This is a genomic window from Gilliamella sp. Occ3-1, assembly GCF_001690655.1.
GTDB classification, from domain to species: domain Bacteria; phylum Pseudomonadota; class Gammaproteobacteria; order Enterobacterales; family Orbaceae; genus Gilliamella; species Gilliamella apicola_P.
This window is the reverse complement of sequence record NZ_LZHQ01000011.1, coordinates 173,536-198,041: the sequence shown is the minus strand read 5'-3', so window position 1 is coordinate 198,041 and position 24,506 is coordinate 173,536. Positions and strand designations below refer to the sequence as shown.

Below are 24,506 nucleotides of genomic sequence, written 5' to 3'. Positions count from 1 at the left end.
TGACTAATTTATATTTCGTTTAACACTTACAACATCTGGTTGTAGTGAAATTTTACGAATTAATTCATTAAGTTGCTGAGTATTCTTTACTTCTATCTGTAGAATAACTGTATAAATCTGCCTATCTTTTTCTTCGGTATTTAACCATTGTAAGCGAGTATTTTCATCATTAATAATTGAAAGTATATGCGCCAAGGAACCTTGAGTATTTAAAATATCGATCCAAATTTCAGCAACAAAACATTGAGAAATATCTGCAGCCCATTTTAGTGAAATATATTTTTCTGGATTGTTTTGATAACCAGAAATATTCCGACAAGATTCATGATGCACTATTAGCCCCTTCTCAGGACTAACATGTCCAACAATAGGATCATTAGGAATGGGATGACAACATTTTGAAAACGTCACAGAAACGCCTTCACTACCGGTAATAACAAGGGTTTTATTTGAGTCTGAGTTATTTTGTAACAGTGCTTTATGTTCTAAACCTTTGGCAATAAAATGACTCATAATATTACCTAGCCCAATTTCAACCAAGACATCATCAAAACATGACAACTTGGTTAGCTCAATCACTCTAGCTTTTTGATTTTCTGACAGCGCACTAATACCGCCAGATTTAATTAACGAAAGATTAAGTAAACGTCGACCTAATTCAATTGCATCTTCACGTTTAAGTGCTTTAAGCGCCTGACGAATCCTAGACTTTGCCCTAGCACTAACCACAAAGTTTAACCAACTAGCATTAGGATGCCCTTCTGGTGAAGTAATAATTTCGACAGTTTGCCCACTACTTAATGGTTGTGATAGTGGATAAGGTTTACGATCAACTAGTGCGCCAATGCATTGATAACCAATATCAGAATGGACTGCATAAGCAAGATCAACTGCAGTTGCTCCTTCAGGTAACTCCACAATACGTCCTTTGGGAGTAAAAACGTAAATTTCCTTAGGAAATAAGTCAGATTTAACGTTTTCGATAAATTCAAAAGAATTCCCCACGCTTTGTTGTAATTCTAATAGACTTTGCATCCAGCGCTGAGCTTTTATTTGTGCGGTAGTATTGTTCAGTTCATCAGCTACATTATATACCCAATGGGCTGCAACCCCCATTTCTGCCATTTGATCCATATCCTCGGTACGGATTTGAACTTCAACCGGCGTACCGTGAGGTCCAATTAACGATGAATGTAGCGACTGATAGCCATTTGCTTTAGGAATAGCAATATAGTCTTTAAAACGATTAAGCCGTGGTTTATACAAATTATGCACCAATCCAAGTGTACGATAACAAGCATCTACATCTTTTACCACAATCCTAAAAGTATAAATATCCATGATAGAATGAAAATGTTGTTCACGTAGTTTCATCTTCTGATAAATAGCATAGATATTCTTTTCGATACCGGTAACTTCTGCATAAATATAAGCTTCTAGTAATCGACTACGTATTTCAGACAAAATTTGTTGAATAAGCTCTTTTCGTGTATTTCGCGCTATTTTAACCACTTTGTTAATTACTTTAGCTCGATTTGGATGCATTGCTGTAAAACTCAAAATCTCAAGCTCAGTTTTAATATGATTAATTCCTAAACGATGAGCTAGAGGCGCATAAATTTCCAGAGTTTCTTTAGCAATGCGACGGCGTTTTTCTGGTCTTAAAGCGCCTAGTGTACGCATGTTGTGAGTACGATCGGCAAGTTTAATTAAAATCACACGCACATCTTCAGTCATTGCTAAAACCATTTTCCGAAAATTTTCAGCTTGTGCTTCTTGCCTGTTACGAAATTTTAATTTATCAAGTTTAGAAACACCTTCGACTAAAATGGCAACATGTTTACCAAATTTGTTTGTAATATCTTGAAAGGTGACAGGAGTATCTTCAATAGTATCATGTAAAAGTGCGGCTATAATTGTTTGATAATCAAGCCGCATTTCAGCTAAATTTGCTGCGACCGCAACTGGGTGAGTAATATAAGGTTCACCACTACATCGGAATTGCCCTTCATGTGCATTTTTAGCAAAGAGATAAGCAACTTGTATCAATTCGACTTGTCTAGACGGAAGATATGATGCTACAACCTCTTTTAAGCCATTAAAATATTGCATAGGCAATTCCTATAAAGCTTATTCGTACGACGGTGTATTTTCGAGAAGAATCGACTCATGAAGTGTTGTGCGAGTTTCTGCCTCTTCATTCTGACGGGCTTGAAAATCAGCAATATCAAGAATCTGTTTATTGACAAGACCATCTTCAATTTCACGTAGAGCAATAACGGTTTCTTTGTCGTTTTCTACCGGTACATGTGGTGATTTATTTTCTACTTGTAGTTGGCGAGCGCGTCTCGCTGCTACAAGAACGAGATCAAAGCGATTACCAATTTTTTCTACTGCATCTTGAACAGTTACACGTGCCATTTTTACCTCTAAATTTTTTTAAAATGCTTCATTTGAAATGATCTAGTATTGTACTTAAATTTCTAGGTAATTGTCTATATTAATATTACTTTATCTACCAGAATTAAGGGATCTAAAATAAATAAAAAATATCCCCTCCACACAAATTTGATGATCAGTCATAATAAATATTCAAATTCATCATCATTCTAATTATCCATATGCTCCTTACTTTGGATTAACTTAACGGCAAAATATAGATCATAAGCAAACTCAATATACTCATCATCAAGCTTTATATTCATTTGTTTAAACCAGTTTTTAAGTGTTTTACGTCGACCTGATAAAATTAGAATGGTATTTCTTACTTTTAAAAACCTCACTAATTCATCAATCCCCGATAACACACTTACATCTTTATAAGTAAAACAAGGAATGGCATCAACGATAACGTAATTTATTGGTTCTTTAGAATCATCAATATAACTGATAATTCTTCGTTTAAAATAAGCGATATTGAAATAAGTCAACGGAGAATTAAATCGATAAATCATTGTATTACTAATCGGTTGCACATTCTGGCTTATTGAATGAATTCGACCACTTTTATCAACACCTAATAACTGATCTTTAGGTCTAAATACCCGTCTTAAAAATAAAAATAACCCAAGTAATACCGCTAATGCCATACCAGGAATAATACCTATAACAAGTACAGAAACAAGTGTTATCAAACTTAAATAAAAAGCATCTCGATCAAATCTAAAAAAGCGAACGATGGTTTGGAAATTAATGAGTGAAATTGAAGAATATATTAAAATCACTCCTAACACGCAAGTTGGAATATATTGTAAAGGTAAAAGAAAAAAAACTACCACAATACCAATTAGTATTGCTGCAATAATCAAAACTAGTTGTGTTTTACCTCCATTAGAATCATTTACAGCAGTTCTTGATGATGTACCACTAACAACAAAGCCTTGTGATAATCCTGCTACAATATTGGCTAAACCTAATGCTTTAAATTCAACATCAGAGTTGGTTTCATAGTTATTTTTCGATGCAAAACTGCGCACAGTTATCATCATACTAACAAAACAGATGATAGCAATATTAAGTGAAGAAACAACTAAATCACGCATTAATCCTTTATCAAAATCAAGCCATGATTCTAGAGGAATTAAATCATTGTTAACATTACCAATAATATAAATGTTGTAATGGTCAAAATTAAACGCCCACGAAAAAAACGTCATCACAATAACTGCTAATAAAGGAGCCGGATACAGGGGCCTTAATCGCTTTAAAGCAATTAAAATAGATAAAGTAAGAAACGAAACTATTGCTGTGCCTATATGGATTTCCGACAATTTAAAAGGGAAATAGACAATTCGTTCAATCAAATAAGAATAATCGTAGCTAAAGCCTAACGTTTTGGCTAACTGATCGACCATAATGGTAATTGAAATGCCATTAAGTAAACCAATTAGAATCGGTTGACTAAGTAAATCGGCTAAGGCGCCAAGATGCAACTTTCCAGCGATGATACACCAAATGCCAATCATTATTGTTAATATAATAACTAATTGCCAACGCAATATTGGATCATTAGCTGCTAAAGGCAACACCACTGCGGCAACCACAGCACAAGTTGCAGTATCAGGTCCTACAATCAATTGTTTAGAAGAACCAAAAAGCGCATACACAATTAAAGGCAAAATAGTCGAATACAGTCCAGCTATAGCGCCAACACCAGTCAATTCAGCATAAGCAATTGAAACAGGTAACGAAACAGCAGCAACTGATAAACCAGCCTTAATATCAAAATTAAGATATTCTCGTTTATACTCCAATAAACTACCTAATCCCGGCATCAATGAAATTAGTTTTTGAAAAAAAGTACCGTGTAACAAACCGCCCATGCTAATCCTTATTTTCCTGCTATACTCATATTATCAACCAAAATTGAGCCACATTGAATACTCGTTCTTATTTCGATATCATTTCCAATTTCCACAATGTTTTTATACATATCTTTAAGGTTACCTGCAATGGTTATTTCACTAACTGGATATTGAATTTTTCCATTTTCAACCCAAAATCCTGTAGCTCCACGCGAATAATCTCCAGTCACACTATTAACACCTTGCCCCATTAACGAAGTTACTACCACGCCTTTATCCATTTTTTTTAGCATCTCATTAAAACTAGCATTTGCTTGACTTGGTGATACAAACCAATTATGAATCCCACCAGCATGTCCAGTCGATGTTAAGCCTAATTTACGTGCTGAATAATTGCCTAACAAATAAGTTTGCAATACACCTTGCTCAACAATATTGCGCTTAACTGTTTTTGTCCCTTCACTATCAAAAGGCGATGATCCAACGCCTTTTAAAATAAAAGGATCCTCATAAATAGTTAACCAATTAGGAAAAATCGCCTTCCCTATACTATCTAAAAGAAAAGAAGATTTACGATAAATGGCCCCCCCACTTATGGCACCCACTAAATGTCTAATGAGTCCAACGGCAACTTCTGCACTAAATAGCACAGGAGTTTGCATTGTTGCAATCTGTTTAGCACCTAAATGTGAGATCGCCCTATCAGCCGCCTGCAAACCAACCCAATCAGCTGACTTGAGCTGACTAAAATCACGTGATAAAGTATAAGCATAATTACTTTCCATCTGCCCTACTTGTTCAGCAATAACTGAGCATGAAAGTGAATGTGAACTTGCGCAATAACCTTGCAACATCCCCAAACTATTACCATAAACATAAACGCCATAGCGACTACTAAAATAACCGCCATCAGTATTAATCAATTTGGAATGATTTAAGGCAGTTAATTCGGCTTGTTTGGCCTGCTCAATGGCATTATCAACGTTTAAATCACTAGGATAAAATAAATCTAAATCGGGGGGATTAAATGCCATTTGACTCACATCCCCCAGACCTGAACAAGGATCTGGCGAAGTATATTGCATAATATCAATTGCCATATTTACCGTTTGCAAAATAGCCTGAGAGGACAAGTCATTAGTTGAAGCACTACCTTTACGTTGATTTTGATAAACAGTGATGGATAGCGCACCATCACAATTAAATTCAACATTATCGGCTTTCCCCATCCGAGTGCTAACATTAATACCTGTTGACTTATTAACCGACACCTCAACTTCGTCAACACGTGATCTTGCTTGCTCAATAGCATCAGCAACAATTGTCGATAAAGTTTCTTTTTGATTTAATGCTTCTTTTTTAATCTGTTCAATACCCATTTTATTATTTTCTACAATTCTGCTAGTGATACGTTATAATAAGCTAGAATTAGATATTAGTTAATAAAAGAAATAACATGAATTACAATCAAGAAACAAATTTAGAACCCAACTTTGCTATTGACACCGAAGATAAAGAAATCATCTACGTTAGTAAAAGTGAAATTAAACGCGATGCCGAAGCTTTAAAAAAATTAGGGATTGAACTTGTCAAGCTAAGCAAAAATGAACTTGAAAAAATTCCTCTTGATGAAGATCTTATTTATGCAATTGAACTTGCACAAAAAATAAAAAAAGAAGGATATCGCCGCCAAATCCAATACATTGGTAAACTGCTGCGTAATCGAGATATTGACCCAATTAGTCAGGCGCTTGATAAGCTTAAAAATCGTCATAATCAGCAAATTGCCCTATTTCACAAACTTGAAAAACTTCGTGATGAATTAATTGCAAATAGCGATGCCGAAACCATTATCGGTTTGTACCCAACAGCCGATCGCCAGCAACTACGAACCTTAGCCCGTTTAGCAAAAAAAGAGCAAGAAGCGAACAAACCAGCCAAAACGGCAAGGCAAATTTTTCAGTATTTAAAAGAATTGAGCGACGCTGAATAATCATTATAATGTGCGCTTATTATTATTCACAAACACTATATAAACTTAGATAGAGGATACAAAAATGGGACTTTTAAATGTACCAGCAGGTAAAGAATTACCAGATGATATTTACGTTGTGATTGAAATTCCAGCTAATGCAGATCCAATTAAATATGAAGTAGATAAAGACACTGGCGCTGTATTTGTTGATCGTTTTATGGCAACAGCAATGTTTTATCCATGTAACTATGGTTATATTAATCACACATTATCATTAGATGGCGATCCAGTAGATGTATTAGTCCCAACACCATACCCATTACAGCCAGGCTCGGTTATCCGCTGCCGCCCAGTTGGTGTATTAAAAATGACAGACGAAGCAGGTCAAGATGCAAAACTAGTTGCAGTACCTCATAGCAAACTATCTAAAGAATATGATCACATTAAAGATATTGATGATTTACCAGAATTACTAAAATCGCAAATTAAACATTTCTTTGAACAATATAAAGCTTTAGAAAAAGGTAAATGGGTTAAAGTTGACGGATGGGATAATGCTGATGCAGCTCGTAAAGAAATTATTGAGTCTTTTGAACGAGCAAAAAATAAATAAAATTGAATGACAAAAAAATAAACCTATACAAAAGCCATAAATAATGTTTTATGGCTTTTTTAATTACATAATTTAGTAACTTTGAAAGTTAATTTAAATTTTAAAGATGAAATAATTTGCTTTTTATCAATTAAAGATTAAATTTCTAAAAATTCAAGGAAAAACTTCATCCTAAGTTAAAAAAATTGTTATTAACAGCTTGCTTTTGATTATAATTTATGCGGTAATATCACTGGTTAAACAACAAAGTAAAAATTATGAAAACGATCAATTCTAATAATGTATGTTAAACACATTATCAGAGTTGAGTAACATAATTAATACAATGTTAAAACCCTTACGGCCGTAAAGGCTAATTATTAATTATTGTTAGGATGTCTAGTAAATGAATAAGAAAACAGGCCAAGTAAAATGGTTTAATGAAAGTAAAGGTTTTGGTTTTATTACCCCTGCGGATGGAAGTAAAGATGTATTTGTTCATTTTTCTGCTATTTCAGGTGATGGTTTTAAAACTTTAGCTGAAGGACAACAAGTTGAATTTGCAATCCAAGATAGCCCTCGCGGACCAGCAGCAGCCGAAGTTGTTGTAATTTAGTTGACCTTTTAAAATTTCATACTTGAATAAACGCTCACACACAAAGTGAGCGTTTTTTATATTTAGAAATAGATCACGCAAAAAAATCCAAAGCATAAAAAACGACCCAAGGGTCGCCTTTAGAATAAAGTTAAAAATTAATTATTTTTAGAAATAACAGCAATTAAATCTAGAACTTTGTTCGAATAACCTACTTCGTTGTCATACCAAGAAACAAGTTTAACAAAATTATCGCTTAATTGAATCCCTGCTTTAGCATCAAATACTGATGTGCAAACTTCACCTAAGAAATCCGTAGAAACAACATCATCTTCTGTATAACCAAGAACACCTTTCATTGGACCTTCAGCTGCTGCTTTAATTGCTTTACAAATATCCTCATATTTAGCAGGTTTTGCTAAACGAGCAGTTAAGTCAACAACAGAAACATCTGGAGTAGGAACACGGAAAGCCATACCAGTTAATTTACCATTTAATTCAGGAATGACTTTACCTACCGCCTTAGCAGCTCCAGTTGATGAAGGAATAATGTTTTGAGCAGCACCACGACCACCACGCCAATCTTTATGAGATGGACCATCAACAGTTTTTTGAGTTGCAGTTGTTGCATGAACAGTTGTCATCAATGCTTCAACAATGCCAAAGTTGTCATTAATAACTTTAGCTAAAGGTGCTAAACAGTTAGTTGTACAAGAAGCGTTAGAAACGATATCTTGACCAGCATAATCTTTATCATTAACACCAATAACAAACATTGGAGTGCTGTCTTTAGAAGGACCAGTTAAAACAACTTTTTTGGCACCAGCTTGGATGTGTTTACGAGCTGTTTCATCAGTTAAGAATAAACCAGTTGCTTCAGCAACAACATCTACCCCAACTTCGTTCCATTTTAAGTTTGCAGGATCACGTTCAGCAGTAACACGAATTGCTTTACCATTAACGATTAATTTACCATCTTTAACTTCAACCGTGCCATCAAAACGACCATGAGTCGAATCATATTTAAGCATATAAGCCATATATTCAACATCTAATAAATCATTGATAGCAACGATTTCAATGTCTGAACGTTTTTGAGCAGCACGGAAAACAATACGACCAATACGACCAAACCCATTAATACCTACTTTGATTGTCATAGCAATTACCTTCTTTTAGTGTTTTTAATGTTAAAATATTTACTGTAAGCTATCAAATTTTAAAGATTTATTCAAGAAGATTCCTAATAATTAAACACAATTTGATTAAATAGGTTAATTCAAGTGTAAGTCATATTAATTATTATAAATAAAATCAAATTATTGAAAAATAATCTTGCATAGCAGGCCACATCACAGTCAAAAAGGCATACAAAAACTTAGTATACACCACACATTAAAACGATTAAAAAGCGGACTGCAAACTATAATATTTTATTTTAAACACTCATTACCACTCACACAAACATTAAATAGCATGCAAATAATCATGCTTAGTTGTACTAACTAAACGCTTTTTAATAAGTTTTGGTATTGTAGCAATTTAAGATTTCTTTCGAAACCTCGGTTAGGATAAATAAATCGGTGATGCTCACCATTGAATAGTCTTTAAAATATACAAATTAGCTTGTGCGATTTTAGCAATCTCAATAGCATTATTCTGTTGATTGATTTGATGTCCCATTTGTCCTTTCAAAAATATAGCAGAAAATAGCAATTCCGATAACACTCAACAACAAAGGATTAGTGAAGTTTAAAATTTTATCTGAATTTTTATTTATTACCTTAATGAGTATTTAATTAAAATTAAATACTCATTAAGGTGTTTTCTATTTACTTTATGGAGGATTTTGTTTTTTATTTTAGGGAAACATCTTACTTTCAGCGACAAAAGCACAAACTTTGTCGCCTTAGTAAACTTCTTTGCTAAAATGCATCTTTTCTTGGTTGCTTAATCTTATTTAGCTCCATAATCTAAACTACAACTAAAAAACTAAGGAGAGACACAAAGTCCGTGTCTATTGGGACTTGTGTAACTGTAGGATATGTAACCAGAGTTCGAATGCACTTTGAACTTTTTGTTTCCCGTAGCGTCTCCAGTCCAATAATAATCAGCAAAGAAGTTTGAATTTTTGTAATTTTTCATGTAGCCCCATTCAGTAAATAATCCCGCCCCTATTCGACGCTGGTAATAATTACCAATTGAGGATGGCATTGCGCTAACAATACCTTGACAACTTCCTATCGAAGAACCTGAACAAATTGCATTGGTGACATCTTTAACTTCTATTATTCGATATCCAATATTATTACACCAAGCAGTTTGATTTGAAGGATTATCGGTTACTCTTCCTCGGTTGACGAACCACTTTTGCAGGACAAATCCATATTTTACCTCATTACCACTATTATCTCTACCTATTAACTCAAATGTCTGAGGTAAAACTGGCTGGCTAATTTGACTAGGATTATTATTGTGTATTTGAGAGCTTGCCTCTGGACCTTTTAAAGTGACTCTTACACTGGAGGTATTAATACTACTACGGGTTGGTGGTATAGAAATAGAAGCTGTTATACCTTCATGAGTGACTGGCGCCCATGTCAGTTTACCATCTCCTCCTCTTACTTCTAAATCAAAATATAATCCATTAGCACCTGTAGTAGGGAAATTACTATCGTATGTTGCATAGCTTGTTGATTGCGGGATAAATCCATTAGTCGGATCCCAGATATTATCAGGACCTTTATAGTTTGAGCCCCCTGTATATGAATAATCTTTACCATATCTCAAACTTGGCTTTACAAAGCAGATTACAGGTGAAGATTTTGGGGTGATGTAATATGTTGCTGCGTCACTGCCAAAATAACTATCTTTAGGCTCACCGTATCGAGTTGTTAATCTTCCTCCATTACTAGTTAAGACAACCTTATAAGGTGCACTGCAAACATCTAGCTCATTACTTCGATTATTAATGACTTTACCATTTCTATCGGTGATATTGACAGTTAAAGTTCCACTTGCAGTTAAGTCACCATCACCATCATCATCTCCCCAATAGCCATACGTTGTCACTAAATCAATTAAACTCACTGAATTGGTTGATGAAGGTATCATTATACCTATATCAGTAAAACGCTCACCAACATTAGGTAGTTCAATTGGATTTGTTGGAGTTGAGAGATTGTTCTGCGGTGTTATTTCTTGACCATTTGATAATTTGATACTTAGTAAATTTTCTATTGAGCGAGCTTTAGTTACACCATTATCAAATGTTAAATAAGGTCCAGTACCATAAATAACATTGCTTGTATGAGCTGATAATGCCTGTGAATCCAACGAATATGGCAATAATAACAACGGCGCTAATGCCATTGGAACATTAGAAAATAATTTTAATGATAATTTGAAGGATAACTTCAAACATAAAAAAGAGGCTTCTGAGAAAACTCGTACAGCTTGTTTTCTTGATAAATCAAACGAATAAAACCGCCAATAATAGTGGTTAAGCTGATGATTCATTATATTTCACCTGTCAAGTTATTTGTTTTATTTTTTATACTTTTAAAGTTTAAAAAAGATCGTTTTTTAAACTTTAAAAGTATAGCTGTAAAAAAAAATCATGACTAGTTTTCGGTCCATTATTTTTGTAAATTTTTGTTAAGACTGAATTTCGTTAAGTTTTAGCTTTATTTTGTTACTTACTGGTATGGGATAAGAGGTAGTTAGTTAATGTTATTTCTTTCCCCCTAAAGGTCAAGACGTCTGAAACATTACCGTTTCCAAAACTAACCAATAACCATTAACCTATAATAAAACAACGTGTTATTTGCACTTTAATCGTATTATAAAAATTAATAAATTTATAAAAAGTTAATAAATTGCTTAAATTTTTATTTTCTATCTTTTGAATCGTTAAATATTTGCTGATTATGCTACAACTGTATTAAAGTACGTATTACACTTTTTGACTTTGCCCATTTGTTTATGAGTATACGGGATTCGTAAAAATTTGCTTAATAAGATGGATTGAAGCAATTCGCCAAAATAGGTTTTATTATAGCATTTAACTCGTCATTTTAATTTATCTTCAATGAACTCTTCGTCCTTAACCAAACGTTTAATATCATATTCATTGTTGTATAACGTTAGTTCTTTTTTTATTACTAAAGGTAAAAATGATTTTCTTTTTTATTTTTTGGCGTACAATCAAAATCATCCATAAATAGAGGTAAAGTTATGTTATATAATAACAAATACATGCATCATCAACATCATCACCATGAGTGTTGTCATGATGATTGTTTAAATATGGCACATAATCATGTTCATTTATCTCACGATATAACTTGTCATCAAGAATCAATACATAGCTGTGGGGGCGATACTCATACTACTTCTAAAAATGAGTTTGACGATCCCCCTGATGATCCCGACAGGCTAAGCGAGAAAATTAAATTAACTTGGAAAATAAAAGGCATGGATTGTGCGCACTGTGCACAACAAATTGAAAACAGCCTAAAAGCGTTACCCAATATTAACCAAATTAAGATTGTTTTTTCTACCGAAAAGTTAGTGGTATTTGTTCCCCAATATAATGAAAAAACCATTAAATTAATAGAAAACAAAGTTATCGAGCTAGGCTATAAGCCTATTTTTGAATCATCTCCAGAACATTCTCATCATCATGATCATTCCCATAGTTTTGATAAAAAAGCATTAATTCCTTTAGGGGTATTAAGCGGTTTAATTGTGGTGAGCTATATCCTGTTGTTATTTAATCAAACCGTTGGCGAATATGCCTTTATGGTCACAGCAATTGTTGGGTTAATACCTATTTTGAAAGAAGCGGTAGTTTTAACGCGCAGTGGTACACCATTTGCGATCGAGTCGTTAATGAGCGTGTCAGCTATTGGGGCTTTGTTTATTAGAGCTGCCGAAGAAGCCACTATGGTTATATTTTTATTTATGATTGGTGAGATGTTAGAAGGTGTTGCAACAAGTAAAGCCAAAAAAGGCATCTCCTCGCTCGCTCAGCTTATGCCAGAAGAGACCGTTATTATCATTGACGGTGTACGAAAAACCGTTGCCAGTCATAGATTGAAACCCGATGATATTATTGAAATTTCATCTGGCGGAAGGTTGCCTGCTGATGTGATTTTAATAAGCGAGCAAGCCAATATTGATGAAAGCGCATTAACCGGTGAATCCATTCCAGTTAATTATCTTTCAGGCGATAAGGTTTTGGCTGGTTCGCTCGTGGTTGATAATACAATCCAATTAAAAGTGGTATCAGAAGTTGGGCAAAATGCGGTAGATCGTATTTTACAGTTGATTGAAGATGCTGAGGAGCGTAAAGCTCCTATTGAACGATTTATTGATAAATTTAGTCGTTATTATACGCCAGCAATTGCTTTATTTGCTCTGTTAGTAATTATTGCGCCACCTTTGTTGTTCAATGCTGATTGGTATACTTGGTTTTATCGAGGTTTAACTCTATTGTTAATTGGTTGCCCTTGTGCATTGGTTATTTCAACGCCTGCTGTAATAACGTCGGCCTTATCTAATGCGGCAAAACAAGGCGTGCTAATTAAAGGTGGTGCCTCGCTAGAGCATATTGGTTCAGTTAAACTGGTTGCATTTGATAAGACTGGTACGTTAACCGAAGGTAAACCGCAAGTCACCGATGTGATTAGTCAAGATATTGCAAAAGAGCAATTATTGACATTAGTTGCCGCTATTGAAAGTGGTTCGCATCACTCCATTGCTAAGGCTATTGTTGATTATGCATTGCAGAATCAATTAAATATCAATGAGGCCGATAATCGTAAAGCGATTGCAGGGGTTGGCGTTCAAGGCGAGATTGATAATCAGACTTTTTATATTGTGTCACCAAGTAAGGTTGTGACAGTTTCATCACCATTGAAAGATGAACATACCAAAATTATTGAGGAGCTTGAAAACGCTGGTAAAACTGTAGTAGTTGCAGTAACAAGTCAACAATTGATGGGCATTATTGCATTGCAAGATGTGTTGCGGGCTGATGCAATTACTACAATGAATGAGCTTAATAAGCTTGGCGTTAAGACTTTGATGCTGACAGGCGATAATGCGCGAGCGGCCAAAGCCATTGCCTCGCAATTAGGTATGGATTACCGTGCAGAGTTGTTACCTGCCGATAAATTAGCAGAAATTGAAAAGATGCGTATCTCAACGTCGATTGCTATGGTGGGCGATGGAATTAACGATTCTCCAGCCATGAAAGCGGCAACCGCAAGTATTGCTATGGGTAGTGGTACTGATGTTGCGCTAGAAGCCGCTGATGCCGCATTAACTAAAAATAGCTTGTTAAGTTTGCCTAAGCTAATTGGTTTAACTCGTTTTGCCTCTCGTAATATTAAACAAAATGTTACAATTGCGTTGGGAATTAAGTTAGTATTTTTAATTACCAGCTTATTTGGCTTTACTGGACTGTGGCTGGCTGTGTTAGCTGATTCAGGTACGACTGCGATTGTGACAGCTAATGCGCTTCGAGTTTTGAAATTTAAGAATAAAAGTTAAAATTGGTTTAATTAACCTATTTCGCTTGTAGCAAGTGGAATAGGTTTCTTAAATGATTATTAGGCTATTATTCATCACTTCTTAATGAGATTTCGCCACCAATATGAGCTTCAATTTTACCATTTTGTTCTAACAATAAGGCTCCTTGGTCATTTATACCTTTTGCTATTCCGCGAATAATGTTATCGCCAATTAATAGTTTTACAGGACGGTTAACAAAGTTATCTAGTCTATTCCAATCATTAATAAATGGCACTAAACCATGTTTTTCAAATTCTATTAATTGACTTTTTAAGGTTTTGGCAACCTGCGCAACTAATAAGTTACGATCAACATTGCCTAAATTAGCCCATTTTTGGTTAACTATGTTGGTATCTGGGTTTGTCATGGTTAAATTGACGCCAACACCAATCACAACATGGGCACAGTCACCAGTCTTACCTGCAAGCTCAACTAAAATACCAGCTAGTTTTTGATCGTTAATATATAGATCATTTGGCCATTTAACTTTGATGTCTTGGCCAGATAATGCACGTAAGGTGTCAGCAATAACAATACCAACAACTAAACTCAATCCCATTGCCGCAGCTACACCTTGTTCTAGTCGCCAATACATTGAAAAGTATAGATTAGTGCCAAAAGGTGAAAACCATTTTCGCCCTCGCCTTCCCCGTGCTTTGGATTGAAATTCGGCCACACAGCAATCGCCCGATGTTAGTTGATCAATTCGATCCAGTAGATATTGGTTAGTTGAATCAATAATCGGTAATATTTCACATCGACTATTCGATTGGTAATGCTGGTTAATTTTGGTTTTATTAAGCAAATTAAGAGGCGCTGCCAAGCAATAGCCTTTACCATGTACTGAGTTTAGCCCAATCCCCCACTCACGCAGTTGTTTGATGTATTTATTAATACCAGCACGGGTTATGCCAAAAATTGTTGCCAATTCTTCCCCTGAATGGAATTGACCATCGGCTAGTATTTCAATTAATTTAAGCGGATTTTTGTAGCTGCGCATCCGTTCCTCTTTTTTGGGCTAATAATATAATGAAGTATAACGAAATTATAGCAAAACTAACAAATAAATAGGTATTACTTGTTTTATCCATAATAAATGCTATCACCGCAGGAGCAGCTAAACTCCCTAATGTGTTGGTTAATAGCATTGCTTGATTCATCGCCACAATATCTTGCTTTCTAACACACGAGCAAGCCCAAGCCATGGATATGGGATAAATGGTGTAAATGGTTGCACCTAATAAGATAATCGCCAACGCATTAAACCAATTGAATATCAGCATAATACATGCAATTAACATTAGTAACGATTCAATTAATAATACAAGTTGCCGTCCAAATTTATCTGCACACCAATTGGCGGGCATTTGTGCAATCACTCCTGATAAAATCATTAAAATCATCCAATTAGCCACTTGAATATCACTATATCCTAAGTGTGAGTAATAGGCTGGTAAGAGTGAATATAACGATCCAATGAGCATCCCTGCAATCACACAACCGGTTAACCCAATTCGAGAGGGTTTATTTAATATCATTGGCATGATGTTAAAGCTGCTTTTTTTTCTTTTCGGTAATTTATAATGGGTCAGCAAAATAAATAAAATTGCTAATCCCATCAGTAACATAATAACTAATCCAAAATATAATATGTTTTGCGGAAAATACTGCAACAAAGCTTGCCCTAAAACCGTACCTAGGTAATAAGTGGTTAAATAAACTGCCAGCATTTTTCCTCGCGTACGTACAGGACCAGTGAGTAATATACAACTTTCTATAACCACCCAAGTGACCGCACAAGCAATGCCTATAAAAAATCGCCACATTATCCAGCTATAAAAATTCATTGAAAAACTTAATCCAATGGTTGCAATGGCAAAAATAATGCAACTATAGGTGTATGTGTGCCGAGCATTGAATTTATTAATAAACCAATTGGCGAAAATGGTACCTAGCAAGTTGCCAGTAAAATAACTTGATCCGACAAGACCAATTTGCCCAAGCGAAAACTCACTACGCACTAACCACAATGGTACCTGTGTGTTTAATGCTGACAAAGAGATTGTTACAAAGAGCAAACTCGTTAATAAAATAGGGAATGAATACGAATGTTTCATAATGTTATCACGTATAATTATGGGTTAAAATTTGCGGGCAATTATAATTTGGTGCTAATTATAAATAATTGTCTGCATCAATTTCACCCGAGTTGCCGATAAATCGGATTTCTGGTGATAAATTCACCGAAAATTTTTGTAATACACATTTTTTTATATGTCGAGCTAATTCAACCACATCTTGTGCTGTTGCTTGGTCTTTATTAACTAAAACCAATGCTTGTTGTTGATGCACTGCCGCTCCGCCTATTTGATAGCCTTTAAGACCACACTGATCAATAAGCCAACCTGCAGCTAATTTTGTTTGATGATTAGCTTGTGGATATATTGGCATGTTTGGATAAATTTCAAGTAGCTTGTCCGCCACAATTTTATCGATCACTGGGTTTTTAAAAAAACTTCCACCATTGCCTAAAACCTTTGGATCTGGCAATTTACTACAACGAATTTCGCACACTTTATCAAATATCATTTTTGCAGTAACAATTTTGGGATCAAAGTTTCGCAATTCCCCATAAGTTAAAACTGGCTGCCACTGTTTTGGTAATTTTATACCAACATTGATAACAGCATAACCTTGCAAATACGCTTTTTTGAAGATACTTTCACGATATCCATATTGGCCATCAGTTACAGTGGTGATTTTACCTGTAGCTAGTTCAAGCAGCTCCACATAATCAGCAACTTTTTGAAACTCAACTCCATAAGCACCAATGTTTTGAATCGGTGCCGAACCTACACATCCAGGAATTAATGCTAGATTTTCAAGCCCAGGTATATTTTCCTTGATGGTTGTTGATACTAGATCATGCCAAGTTTCGCCAGCACCAACTTTCAAATGCCATGCTTGTTCTGTTTCACTAATGGTAATACCTTTGATGCGATTAACAATAATCATACCATCAAAATCACAGGTAAAAAGTGTGTTACTGCCTTCGCCAATAATCATAATTGGTAAATTTTGGGAGTTATCTTGCCAAACTTGTTGTAATTGTTCGGGACTGGTTACAGTAACAACTTTTTGCGCAAAAACAGTTAAACCAAATGTATTAGGAATTTTTTGTTTCATTGATAACTACCTTTATTTTTTTGTGAAAATAGACATCCAAAAATCAATCAATTTTTTAGGTTATTTCTATAGTTTGCAATCTATCGTATTTAGAGTTTATATTACCACATTGGTTAACCTTATTTGATTAAATATTTAGTCGTGTGTGATTTTAAGTTTTTCTATAATTTTGCTATTAGCTGGTCATCAAAAAACGTTTTATATATTTTGGGCTACAAAAGTATGACTAAGATCAAATTCATCACATTATTTAAACAAATATTCAGTTAAAGCAGCGCTTAAATCTTTTTTGTTTTTTGTTATCGTGTATTATAGCTAACTAAGTAGCGTTTTATGAATTATAGTTAGAATTTTAATACAAAAAGCAGGCATTTTTATTAGATTGATTGCTATTGATTTTATTAATTGTACATAAGTTAAGTTTTGCTTATTAGATAGAGGAAATTATGAAAAGAGTTTTTATTATGATCCTAGATTCGTTTGGAATCGGTGGCGCTGAAGATGCAAATAAATATGGCGATGAAGGCGCTGACACTTTAGGACATATTGCTGAGGCTTGTGCTTTAGGTAAAGCAGAACATGGCCGTAGTGGCCCATTAAATTTACCTAATTTAGGCAAATTAGGCTTAATCGAAGCGGCGTATGAATCAACTGGTCACTACCCTAAAGGCATGCAAACCGAAGGCGAAATTATTGGTTCGTATGGCTATGCTAGCGAGATTTCCTCAGGTAAAGATACTCCATCAGGGCATTGGGAATTAGCTGGAGTGCCAGTCCTTTTTGACTGGGGTTATTTTACTAATACCACTAATAGCTTCCCTCAAGATCTTTTAGATAAAATTGTCTCTCGTGCAAAACTTCCTGGTTACCTCGGTAATTGTCACTCATCTGGTACAGTTATTCTTGATGAACTTGGCGAAGAACATATGGCATCTGGCAAGCCTATTTTTTATACTTCTGCTGATTCTGTATTCCAAATTGCCTGTCATGAGGAGACTTTCGGTTTAGATAAACTTTATGAAGTCTGCGAAATTGCACGTGATGAGCTAAATAAAGGTAATTACAACATTGGCCGCGTTATTGCTAGACCTTTTGTTGGCAAAAAAGCTGGCGAATTTGTGCGTACGGGTAACCGCCACGATCTTGCTGTTGAACCACCAGCACCAACGATGATTAAAAAACTAGTTGATGAAAAACAAGGTACCGTAGTATCAATTGGTAAAATTGCCGATATTTATGCACAAGTTGGAATTACCAAAAAAGTAAAAGCAACCGGTCTTGAAGCTTTATTTAATGCATCACTTGAAGAAATCAAGCAGGCTAAAGATAATACGATTGTATTTACTAATTTTGTCGATTTTGACTCTTCTTATGGGCATCGCCGCGATGTATCAGGTTATGCCGCTGCTTTAGAATATTTTGATAGTCGTCTTCCGGAGATGTTAGCGCTTATCCAACCTGGCGATCTGCTTATTATTAGCGCGGATCATGGTTGTGATCCAACTTGGTCAGGTACCGATCATACTCGCGAACATATACCTGTCATTGTCTACGGAGATAGTGTGCCTGTTGGCTCTTTAGGTCATCGTGAAACATTTGCCGATATAGGACAGAGTGTTGCCGATTATTTTGATTTATCGCCAATGGATTACGGTAAATCTTTTATAAAAAATAAATAATTTAAGTTTAAGTAATATCGATTTCGAAACAAATATCAGGAGAAGTTAATGTCTACCCCGCATATTAATGCTGTTGATAATGCCTTTGCAAAAACCGTTTTAATGCCCGGCGATCCGCTACGAGCAAAATTCATTGCAGAAACCTTTTTAGAGAATGCAACAGAAGTTACTAATGTAAGATCCATGTTGGGTTTCACTGGTTATTACAAAGATAAAAAGGTTTCAGTTATGGGGCATGGAATGGGTATTCCATCTTGTTCAATCTATACAACCGAACTAATTAAATTTTATGGTGTTGAAAACATCATTCGTATTGGTTCATGTGGTGCAATTAGCCCTAATGTCAACTTGGGGGATGTTATTGTTGGGTTAGGTGCTTGTACCGATTCAAAAGTCAACCGTTTACGTTTTAAAGATCATGATTTTGCCGCTATCGCTGATTTTGATTTAACTTGTAATGCCGTTAATACAGCTAAAAAATTGGGTGTGAATGTTAAAGTTGGTAACCTTTTTTCTGCTGATCTTTTTTATAGTGTTGAACCTGATATGTTTGATGTTATGGAAAAGTACAATATTTTAGGCGTCGAAATGGAAGCAGCTGGCATTTATGGCGTTGCGGCTGAATATGGTGCAAAAGCACTGGCTATTTGTACGGTTTCGGATCATATCCGAAAAGGCGAAGCAATGTCAGCAGAACAAAGACAATTAGGGTTCAAAGAAATGATCACTGTTGCACTGGAGTCTGTTTTATTAAATCAAAACTAAAAAAATGGCAGGTTAATCTGCCATTTTTTATTTTGATCAAATAATTATTTTATTGATATTTAGATATTAGATTATAGTAAATCTCGTTTATTAAGGAATTATAAATGAATATTCATTTTAAACTTAGGGTTATATTTTTCTTACAATATTTTATCTGGGGAAGTTGGTTAATAACTCTCGGTTCTTATATGATACGTAAATTACAATTTACTGGTCTTGAAGTAGGATCGATATACGGAACAATGGGTATCGCTTCTTTGTTTATGCCAGGCTTACTTGGAATTGTAGCGGATAGATGGATACCTGCTAACCGTTTGTATATGCTTTGTCATTTAATCAGTGCTTTAACGCTATTTATTGCGGCTTCAATAACATCTCCTTTCATGATGATGATTGTGATATTGATTCATTGCCTAGCTTTCATGCCAACCATCGCCATTTCAAATTCAATCGCTTATTCTTGCTTAGAATCACGTGGACTTGATGTTATTACCGAGTTCCCTTGCATCAGAATTTTTGGCACCATTGGATTTATTGTTGCTATGTGGCTTGTAAGTATTTTAAAATTAGAACTGAGCAGCATGCAACTTTATATTGCAGCTGCATCTGCTTTATTACTCAGCCTTTATTCATTCTTGCTACCATTGATTCCAACAGCAAAAAATAAAACTGAAGAAAAAAACATCATTAGCTCATTAGGGTTAGATGCTGTTGTTTTATTCAAACAGCCACGAATGGTTATATTTTTTCTATTTGCGGTTTTATTAGGCGGTATTTTACAAATAACCAATACTTTTGGTAATCCATTTTTACATGATTTTGAAAGATTCCCTGAATATGCTGATAGTTTAGTGGTTAAATACCCTTCTATACTGTTGTCTATTTCTCAAATGTCAGAAGTCGCATTTATCTTATTTGTACCTTTCTTCATGAAACGTTTAGGTATTAAATATGTTATGCTAATTAGTATGCTTGCTTGGGTTGCTCGTTTTGGTTTATTTGCTTATGGCGATCCGTCTCTTTTCGGTTCTGTATTACTTCTTCTTTCAATGATTGTTTATGGTTGTGCTTTTGACTTTTACAATATATCTGGTTCAATGTATGTTGAAAAATCGGTATCGCCAACTATTCGCAATAGTGCTCAAGGATTATTTATGACCATGACTAATGGGTTCGGTGCTTATTTAGGTTCGGTAGGCAGTGGTTATGTAGTCGATTATTATACAGCTGGAAATGTTACTAAATGGCAAACAGTTTGGCTTATTTTTGCAGGTTATGCTTTGGTTTTAGCAATTGTATTTATGTTAATTTTTAAAAACGAAAAGCCTAATTCAAAAACCGTTTAAATCATTTATTAATTGTTCATTATGTGGTGGAGCTTTTTCCCACTCAATCAATACGTAGGCAACAATACATTTTGTTGCCTTTTTACTAACAATAAATTATCGTAAAAATTTGATTTACCGCACAAAAATATAAATAAGTGATGCAAAAGATATAGCAGATAAGTATCTTATCAAGTTAAAATAACCCAATTAACAATGATATACATGTTATTAAAAATTTTTTAATAAACGTTTAATATCATTTTTACTAAAGCCAATTTAGCTCATTTAAAAATAGATTAAATACCTAATGAACGATAAAATAATACCTAAAGTTATATTGCACGAGCATATTGAAGGCAGTATTACCCCTGTCATGGCTCATCAGTTAGCACAAAAAAATAATATCCCTTTTCCTAGTACACTATGTTACCAATCTGGTCAATACAATGCCAAAGAATATAAAAATGGTAGATATTTGTATGACGAATCCAAATTTGAAGAGTTTATTAATACATATGATACCGTTTCTAGCTTTCTAAAAGATCCTGAAGATTATTATTCTATTACTTACGATTTTCTTAATAGGAATGCTAAACAAGGGTTAATTTATTGCGAGCTATTTTTGTCCCCCTATCATATTTGTACAACCGAAGTTAATGGAGAGTTGATTTGGGATAAAGAAAGATTTAATCAAACTCTTTCTTACATGGACAAAGCGATTATTAAGGTACAAAACGACTATGATATTATAGTTAGATATCATGTTATTGGTGTTAGGCACTTAGGCGCTAATGTTGTTTATGATACGTTGCGTTTTATTCAAAATAATTATCATCCCTTTATTACGGGATTTAATATTGCTGGTAACGAAATGATTGGGCATTTTGATGATTTTAAAGATTCCCATGAGTTGGCGGCAAAGCTGAATTTAAAAAAATCGTATCATGCTGGCGAAATTGATTCAAATGAGAGCATTATTCAAGCTATTAAACACGGTGCAAATAGAATTGGTCATGGTATTCGTGCCATTGAAAACAAAGCGCTTATTTGTAAACTGGTCGAAAAAAAAATCACTCTAGAAATTGCTTTAACTAGTAATCGAATTTTAGTGAATGAACTGCATGGCGATATTTATCAACATCCAATAAGGCAACTTTATGACCAAGGCGTTCGCATTACCTTAAATACAGATGATGCTGGTATTTTTGGTACAGATATTGAAAAAGAGTATCACATTGCTCATACAGTATTTGGCTTTTCAAGATTAGAATTACTTGATATAACGTTGTGTGGCGTTCAAGCTGCATTTGTCGAAGATTCGGTTAAAAGCCGTTTGACTGAGCATGTTCTTTCATTTTTTACTTCTAATGATAAGCTATTACTGAAAAAAAATATTAATGAAAAAGAATACAATCCAGCAATCATTGAACGATTTTTAGGGTATCAAAAACTGTTACTAACCATACCTGTTAACTAATTTATTTGTCAGAATAATAGGAGATTTGCATGAAAAAAAATAAGTTAACCCTGTTTCTTTTAACCCTATTTATATCTGGCGTTGTTAATGCTGCAACGATTGATTTAAGGATAATTGAAACAACCGACTTGCATGGGAACATGATGAATTATGATTATTTTAAAGATCAATCTGTTGATTCTTTTGGATTAGTAAAAACTGCTAATTTAATTCATCAAGCAAGAAATGAAGTAAAAAATAGTGTTCTTGTTGATAATGGTGATCTAATTCAAGGCAGCCCAATGGCTGATTATGCCGTAAAGAAGGGTTTTAATGATGGCGATATTCATCCTGTTTATAAAGCACTCAATACACTTAATTATACTGTGGGTAATATTGGTAACCACGAATTTAATTTTGGATTGGAATTTCTGCAAAAAAGCCTTTCCGGAGCAAAATTTCCTTACATTAACGCTAATGTTTATGATGCCCAAACCCAAAAGCCATTCTTTACACAATATATTATTTTAGATACTCCTGTTATTGATAGAAACGGCAATAAACATACTATTAAAATTGGCTATATTGGTTTTGTACCGCCACAGATTATGCAATGGGATAAACTTAATCTTGATGGTAAAGTTGTCGTTAAAGATATTACAGAAACGGCCAAATTATTAGTACCTAAAATGAAAAAAGAAGGTGCTGATGTTATTATTGCTATTCCACATTCTGGTGTTTCAGCTGAACCTTATAAAGCATTAGCTGAAAATTCAGTGTACTACTTGAGCCAAGTAGAGGGTATTAATGCAATTATGTTTGGCCATTCTCACGGCATATTTCCGAGTGAAGATTTCAAATCATTACCAAATACAGATATTAATACTGGCAATATTAATCATGTTCCTGCTGTGATGCCTGGTCAATGGGGTAGCCATTTGGGGGTAGTAGACTTAGTTCTTGATGATGATAAATCCAAATGGCAAGTGATTTCAGGTAAATCAGAAGCTAGACCAATCTATGATGTAATAAATAAAAAAGCACTAGTTAAAGAAGATAAAAAGATTATCAAGATACTGACTAAAGATCACCAAGGAACACGTGAGTTTGTTAGTATACCAATAGGTAAAGTATCAACAGATATTACTAGCTATTTAGCACTGGTTGGAGATACTTCTGCCTTACAGCTCATTAGCGATGCGCAAATTGATTACGTTAAGCAGTTTATTCAAGGAGATCCTGATCTTGATGGTTTGCCCATTTTATCCGCTATTGCACCATTCAAAGCCGGAGGTAGAAAAAACGATCCAAGTGCTTTTGTTGATGTCAAAAAAGGGGATTTAAAGTTTAGAAATGCAGCAGATATCTACCTTTATCCTAATATTTTATCGGCTGTAAAAATTACTGGTAAGGAAATTAAAGAGTGGCTGGAATGTTCAGCAGGTATATATAACCAAATTGACATAAATTCATCACAATCACAATATTTAATTAATTGGGATAAATTCAGAACCTATAATTTTGATATCATTGATGGAGTGAATTATCAAATAGATGTTACCAAACCACCCCGTTATGATGCAAATTGTCAGTTAATTAATTCTACATCTGAAAGAATCATTAATCTTACTTATCAACAAAAACCAATTGATCCTAATCAAGGATTCTTGATTGCCACTAATAATTATCGTGCTTATAGTGGTATATTCCCAGGCACAGGTGAAAAAAATATTAAATTTAATTCTCCCGATGATTTAAGAGTCATCCTTTCCGCTTACATTACCAATACAACCCAAAAGTATGGTATAACCAATGTTACCGTCGATAATAATTGGCAAATTTCCCCAATTACTAGCAATACAAAATTAGATATTCGCTTTGAATCATCACCATCAGATGAAGCTAAATCTTATATCGAAAAATATTCACTTTACCCTATTCATTTTATCGATACAGATACATCTGGTTTGGGTGTTTATCGGATAGATTTGCAGTCGCCAATTAATACTCAACCTAAAAATTAATTAAAATTATTACGACTCAAAGG

18 protein-coding genes are annotated in these 24,506 nt (G+C 34.4%); 9 read left to right on the top strand and 9 right to left on the bottom strand.

The annotated features are described in order from the left end of the window. Positions 1-3: 3 nt before the first annotated feature. The 4 genes from spoT to pmbA form a co-directional block, all read right to left on the bottom strand. Positions 4-2,112 (bottom strand): bifunctional GTP diphosphokinase/guanosine-3',5'-bis pyrophosphate 3'-pyrophosphohydrolase, encoded by a 2,109-nt coding sequence (gene spoT / locus A9G43_RS04100; protein WP_065606852.1) that lies wholly within the window; start codon positions 2,110-2,112, stop codon positions 4-6. 18 nt (positions 2,113-2,130) lie between these two features. Next, positions 2,131-2,421, bottom strand: coding sequence for a DNA-directed RNA polymerase subunit omega (gene rpoZ / locus A9G43_RS04095; RefSeq protein WP_065606850.1), 291 nt, complete (start codon positions 2,419-2,421; stop codon positions 2,131-2,133). Positions 2,422-2,609: 188 nt separating this feature from the next. Further along, positions 2,610-4,322: a SulP family inorganic anion transporter gene (locus tag A9G43_RS04090; RefSeq protein ID WP_218058608.1), complete on the bottom strand. Its 1,713-nt coding sequence runs from the start codon at positions 4,320-4,322 to the stop codon at positions 2,610-2,612. Positions 4,323-4,330: 8 nt separating this feature from the next. After that, positions 4,331-5,683 (bottom strand): metalloprotease PmbA, encoded by a 1,353-nt coding sequence (gene pmbA, locus A9G43_RS04085; protein WP_065606848.1) that lies wholly within the window; start codon positions 5,681-5,683, stop codon positions 4,331-4,333. Positions 5,684-5,760: 77 nt separating this feature from the next. Between pmbA and yjgA the strand changes: the two genes are divergently transcribed. The 3 genes from yjgA to cspE all read left to right on the top strand — a co-directional run bounded on the left by yjgA (position 5,761) and on the right by cspE (position 7,487). Continuing rightward, positions 5,761-6,297: a ribosome biogenesis factor YjgA gene (yjgA, locus tag A9G43_RS04080; protein WP_065606846.1), complete on the top strand. Its 537-nt coding sequence runs from the start codon at positions 5,761-5,763 to the stop codon at positions 6,295-6,297. Positions 6,298-6,361: 64 nt separating this feature from the next. Then, positions 6,362-6,892: an inorganic diphosphatase gene (gene ppa / locus A9G43_RS04075; RefSeq protein WP_065606844.1), complete on the top strand. Its 531-nt coding sequence runs from the start codon at positions 6,362-6,364 to the stop codon at positions 6,890-6,892. Positions 6,893-7,277: 385 nt separating this feature from the next. Further along, positions 7,278-7,487, top strand: a complete 210-nt coding sequence (gene cspE, locus A9G43_RS04070) for a transcription antiterminator/RNA stability regulator CspE (RefSeq protein ID WP_025315032.1) — start codon at positions 7,278-7,280, stop codon at positions 7,485-7,487. A 137-nt stretch (positions 7,488-7,624) separates the two neighbouring features. Here cspE and gapA read toward each other — a convergent pair whose 3' ends face one another. Continuing rightward, positions 7,625-8,626: a glyceraldehyde-3-phosphate dehydrogenase gene (gene gapA / locus A9G43_RS04065; RefSeq protein ID WP_065606841.1), complete on the bottom strand. Its 1,002-nt coding sequence runs from the start codon at positions 8,624-8,626 to the stop codon at positions 7,625-7,627. Positions 8,627-9,458: 832 nt separating this feature from the next. Continuing rightward, the gene (locus A9G43_RS04060; protein WP_065606839.1) at positions 9,459-10,985 is read right to left on the bottom strand and encodes a hypothetical protein; all 1,527 of its coding nucleotides are present in this window, start codon (positions 10,983-10,985) and stop codon (positions 9,459-9,461) included. Between the two features lie 717 nt (positions 10,986-11,702). Here A9G43_RS04060 and A9G43_RS04055 point away from each other — a divergent pair. Then, the gene (locus A9G43_RS04055; protein ID WP_218058607.1) at positions 11,703-14,024 is read left to right on the top strand and encodes a heavy metal translocating P-type ATPase; all 2,322 of its coding nucleotides are present in this window, start codon (positions 11,703-11,705) and stop codon (positions 14,022-14,024) included. 67 nt (positions 14,025-14,091) lie between these two features. Here the strand turns inward: A9G43_RS04055 and birA are convergent, their stop codons facing one another. The 3 genes from birA to murB are packed head-to-tail and all read right to left on the bottom strand — an operon-like array spanning position 14,092 to position 17,231. Beyond that, positions 14,092-15,045, bottom strand: a complete 954-nt coding sequence (gene birA, locus A9G43_RS04050; protein WP_065606837.1) for a bifunctional biotin--[acetyl-CoA-carboxylase] ligase/biotin operon repressor BirA — start codon at positions 15,043-15,045, stop codon at positions 14,092-14,094. Beyond that, positions 15,020-16,162, bottom strand: a complete 1,143-nt coding sequence (locus tag A9G43_RS04045; RefSeq protein WP_065606835.1) for an MFS transporter — start codon at positions 16,160-16,162, stop codon at positions 15,020-15,022. Before A9G43_RS04045 ends, birA begins: the two co-directional genes overlap by 26 nt. Positions 16,163-16,220: 58 nt before the next feature. After that, positions 16,221-17,231 (bottom strand): UDP-N-acetylmuramate dehydrogenase, encoded by a 1,011-nt coding sequence (gene murB, locus A9G43_RS04040; RefSeq protein ID WP_065606833.1) that lies wholly within the window; start codon positions 17,229-17,231, stop codon positions 16,221-16,223. 446 nt (positions 17,232-17,677) lie between these two features. Here murB and A9G43_RS04035 point away from each other — a divergent pair, with 446 nt between their 5' ends. The 5 genes from A9G43_RS04035 (at position 17,678) to A9G43_RS04015 (ending at position 24,483) form a co-directional block, all read left to right on the top strand. Beyond that, the gene (locus A9G43_RS04035) at positions 17,678-18,910 is read left to right on the top strand and encodes a phosphopentomutase (protein WP_065606831.1); all 1,233 of its coding nucleotides are present in this window, start codon (positions 17,678-17,680) and stop codon (positions 18,908-18,910) included. Between the two features lie 48 nt (positions 18,911-18,958). Then, positions 18,959-19,675 (top strand): purine-nucleoside phosphorylase, encoded by a 717-nt coding sequence (deoD, locus tag A9G43_RS04030; protein WP_065606829.1) that lies wholly within the window; start codon positions 18,959-18,961, stop codon positions 19,673-19,675. 104 nt (positions 19,676-19,779) lie between these two features. Then, positions 19,780-21,021 carry a nucleoside permease gene (locus tag A9G43_RS04025; protein WP_065606827.1) on the top strand — a complete coding sequence of 414 codons (1,242 nt, stop codon included), beginning with the start codon at positions 19,780-19,782 and terminating at the stop codon, positions 21,019-21,021. A 289-nt stretch (positions 21,022-21,310) separates the two neighbouring features. Further along, complete coding sequence (gene add / locus A9G43_RS04020; protein WP_065606825.1) at positions 21,311-22,480, top strand: adenosine deaminase; 1,170 nt, start codon at positions 21,311-21,313, stop codon at positions 22,478-22,480. A 29-nt stretch (positions 22,481-22,509) separates the two neighbouring features. Continuing rightward, positions 22,510-24,483: a bifunctional 2',3'-cyclic-nucleotide 2'-phosphodiesterase/3'-nucleotidase gene (locus A9G43_RS04015; protein WP_065606823.1), complete on the top strand. Its 1,974-nt coding sequence runs from the start codon at positions 22,510-22,512 to the stop codon at positions 24,481-24,483. Positions 24,484-24,506 lie beyond the last annotated feature (23 nt).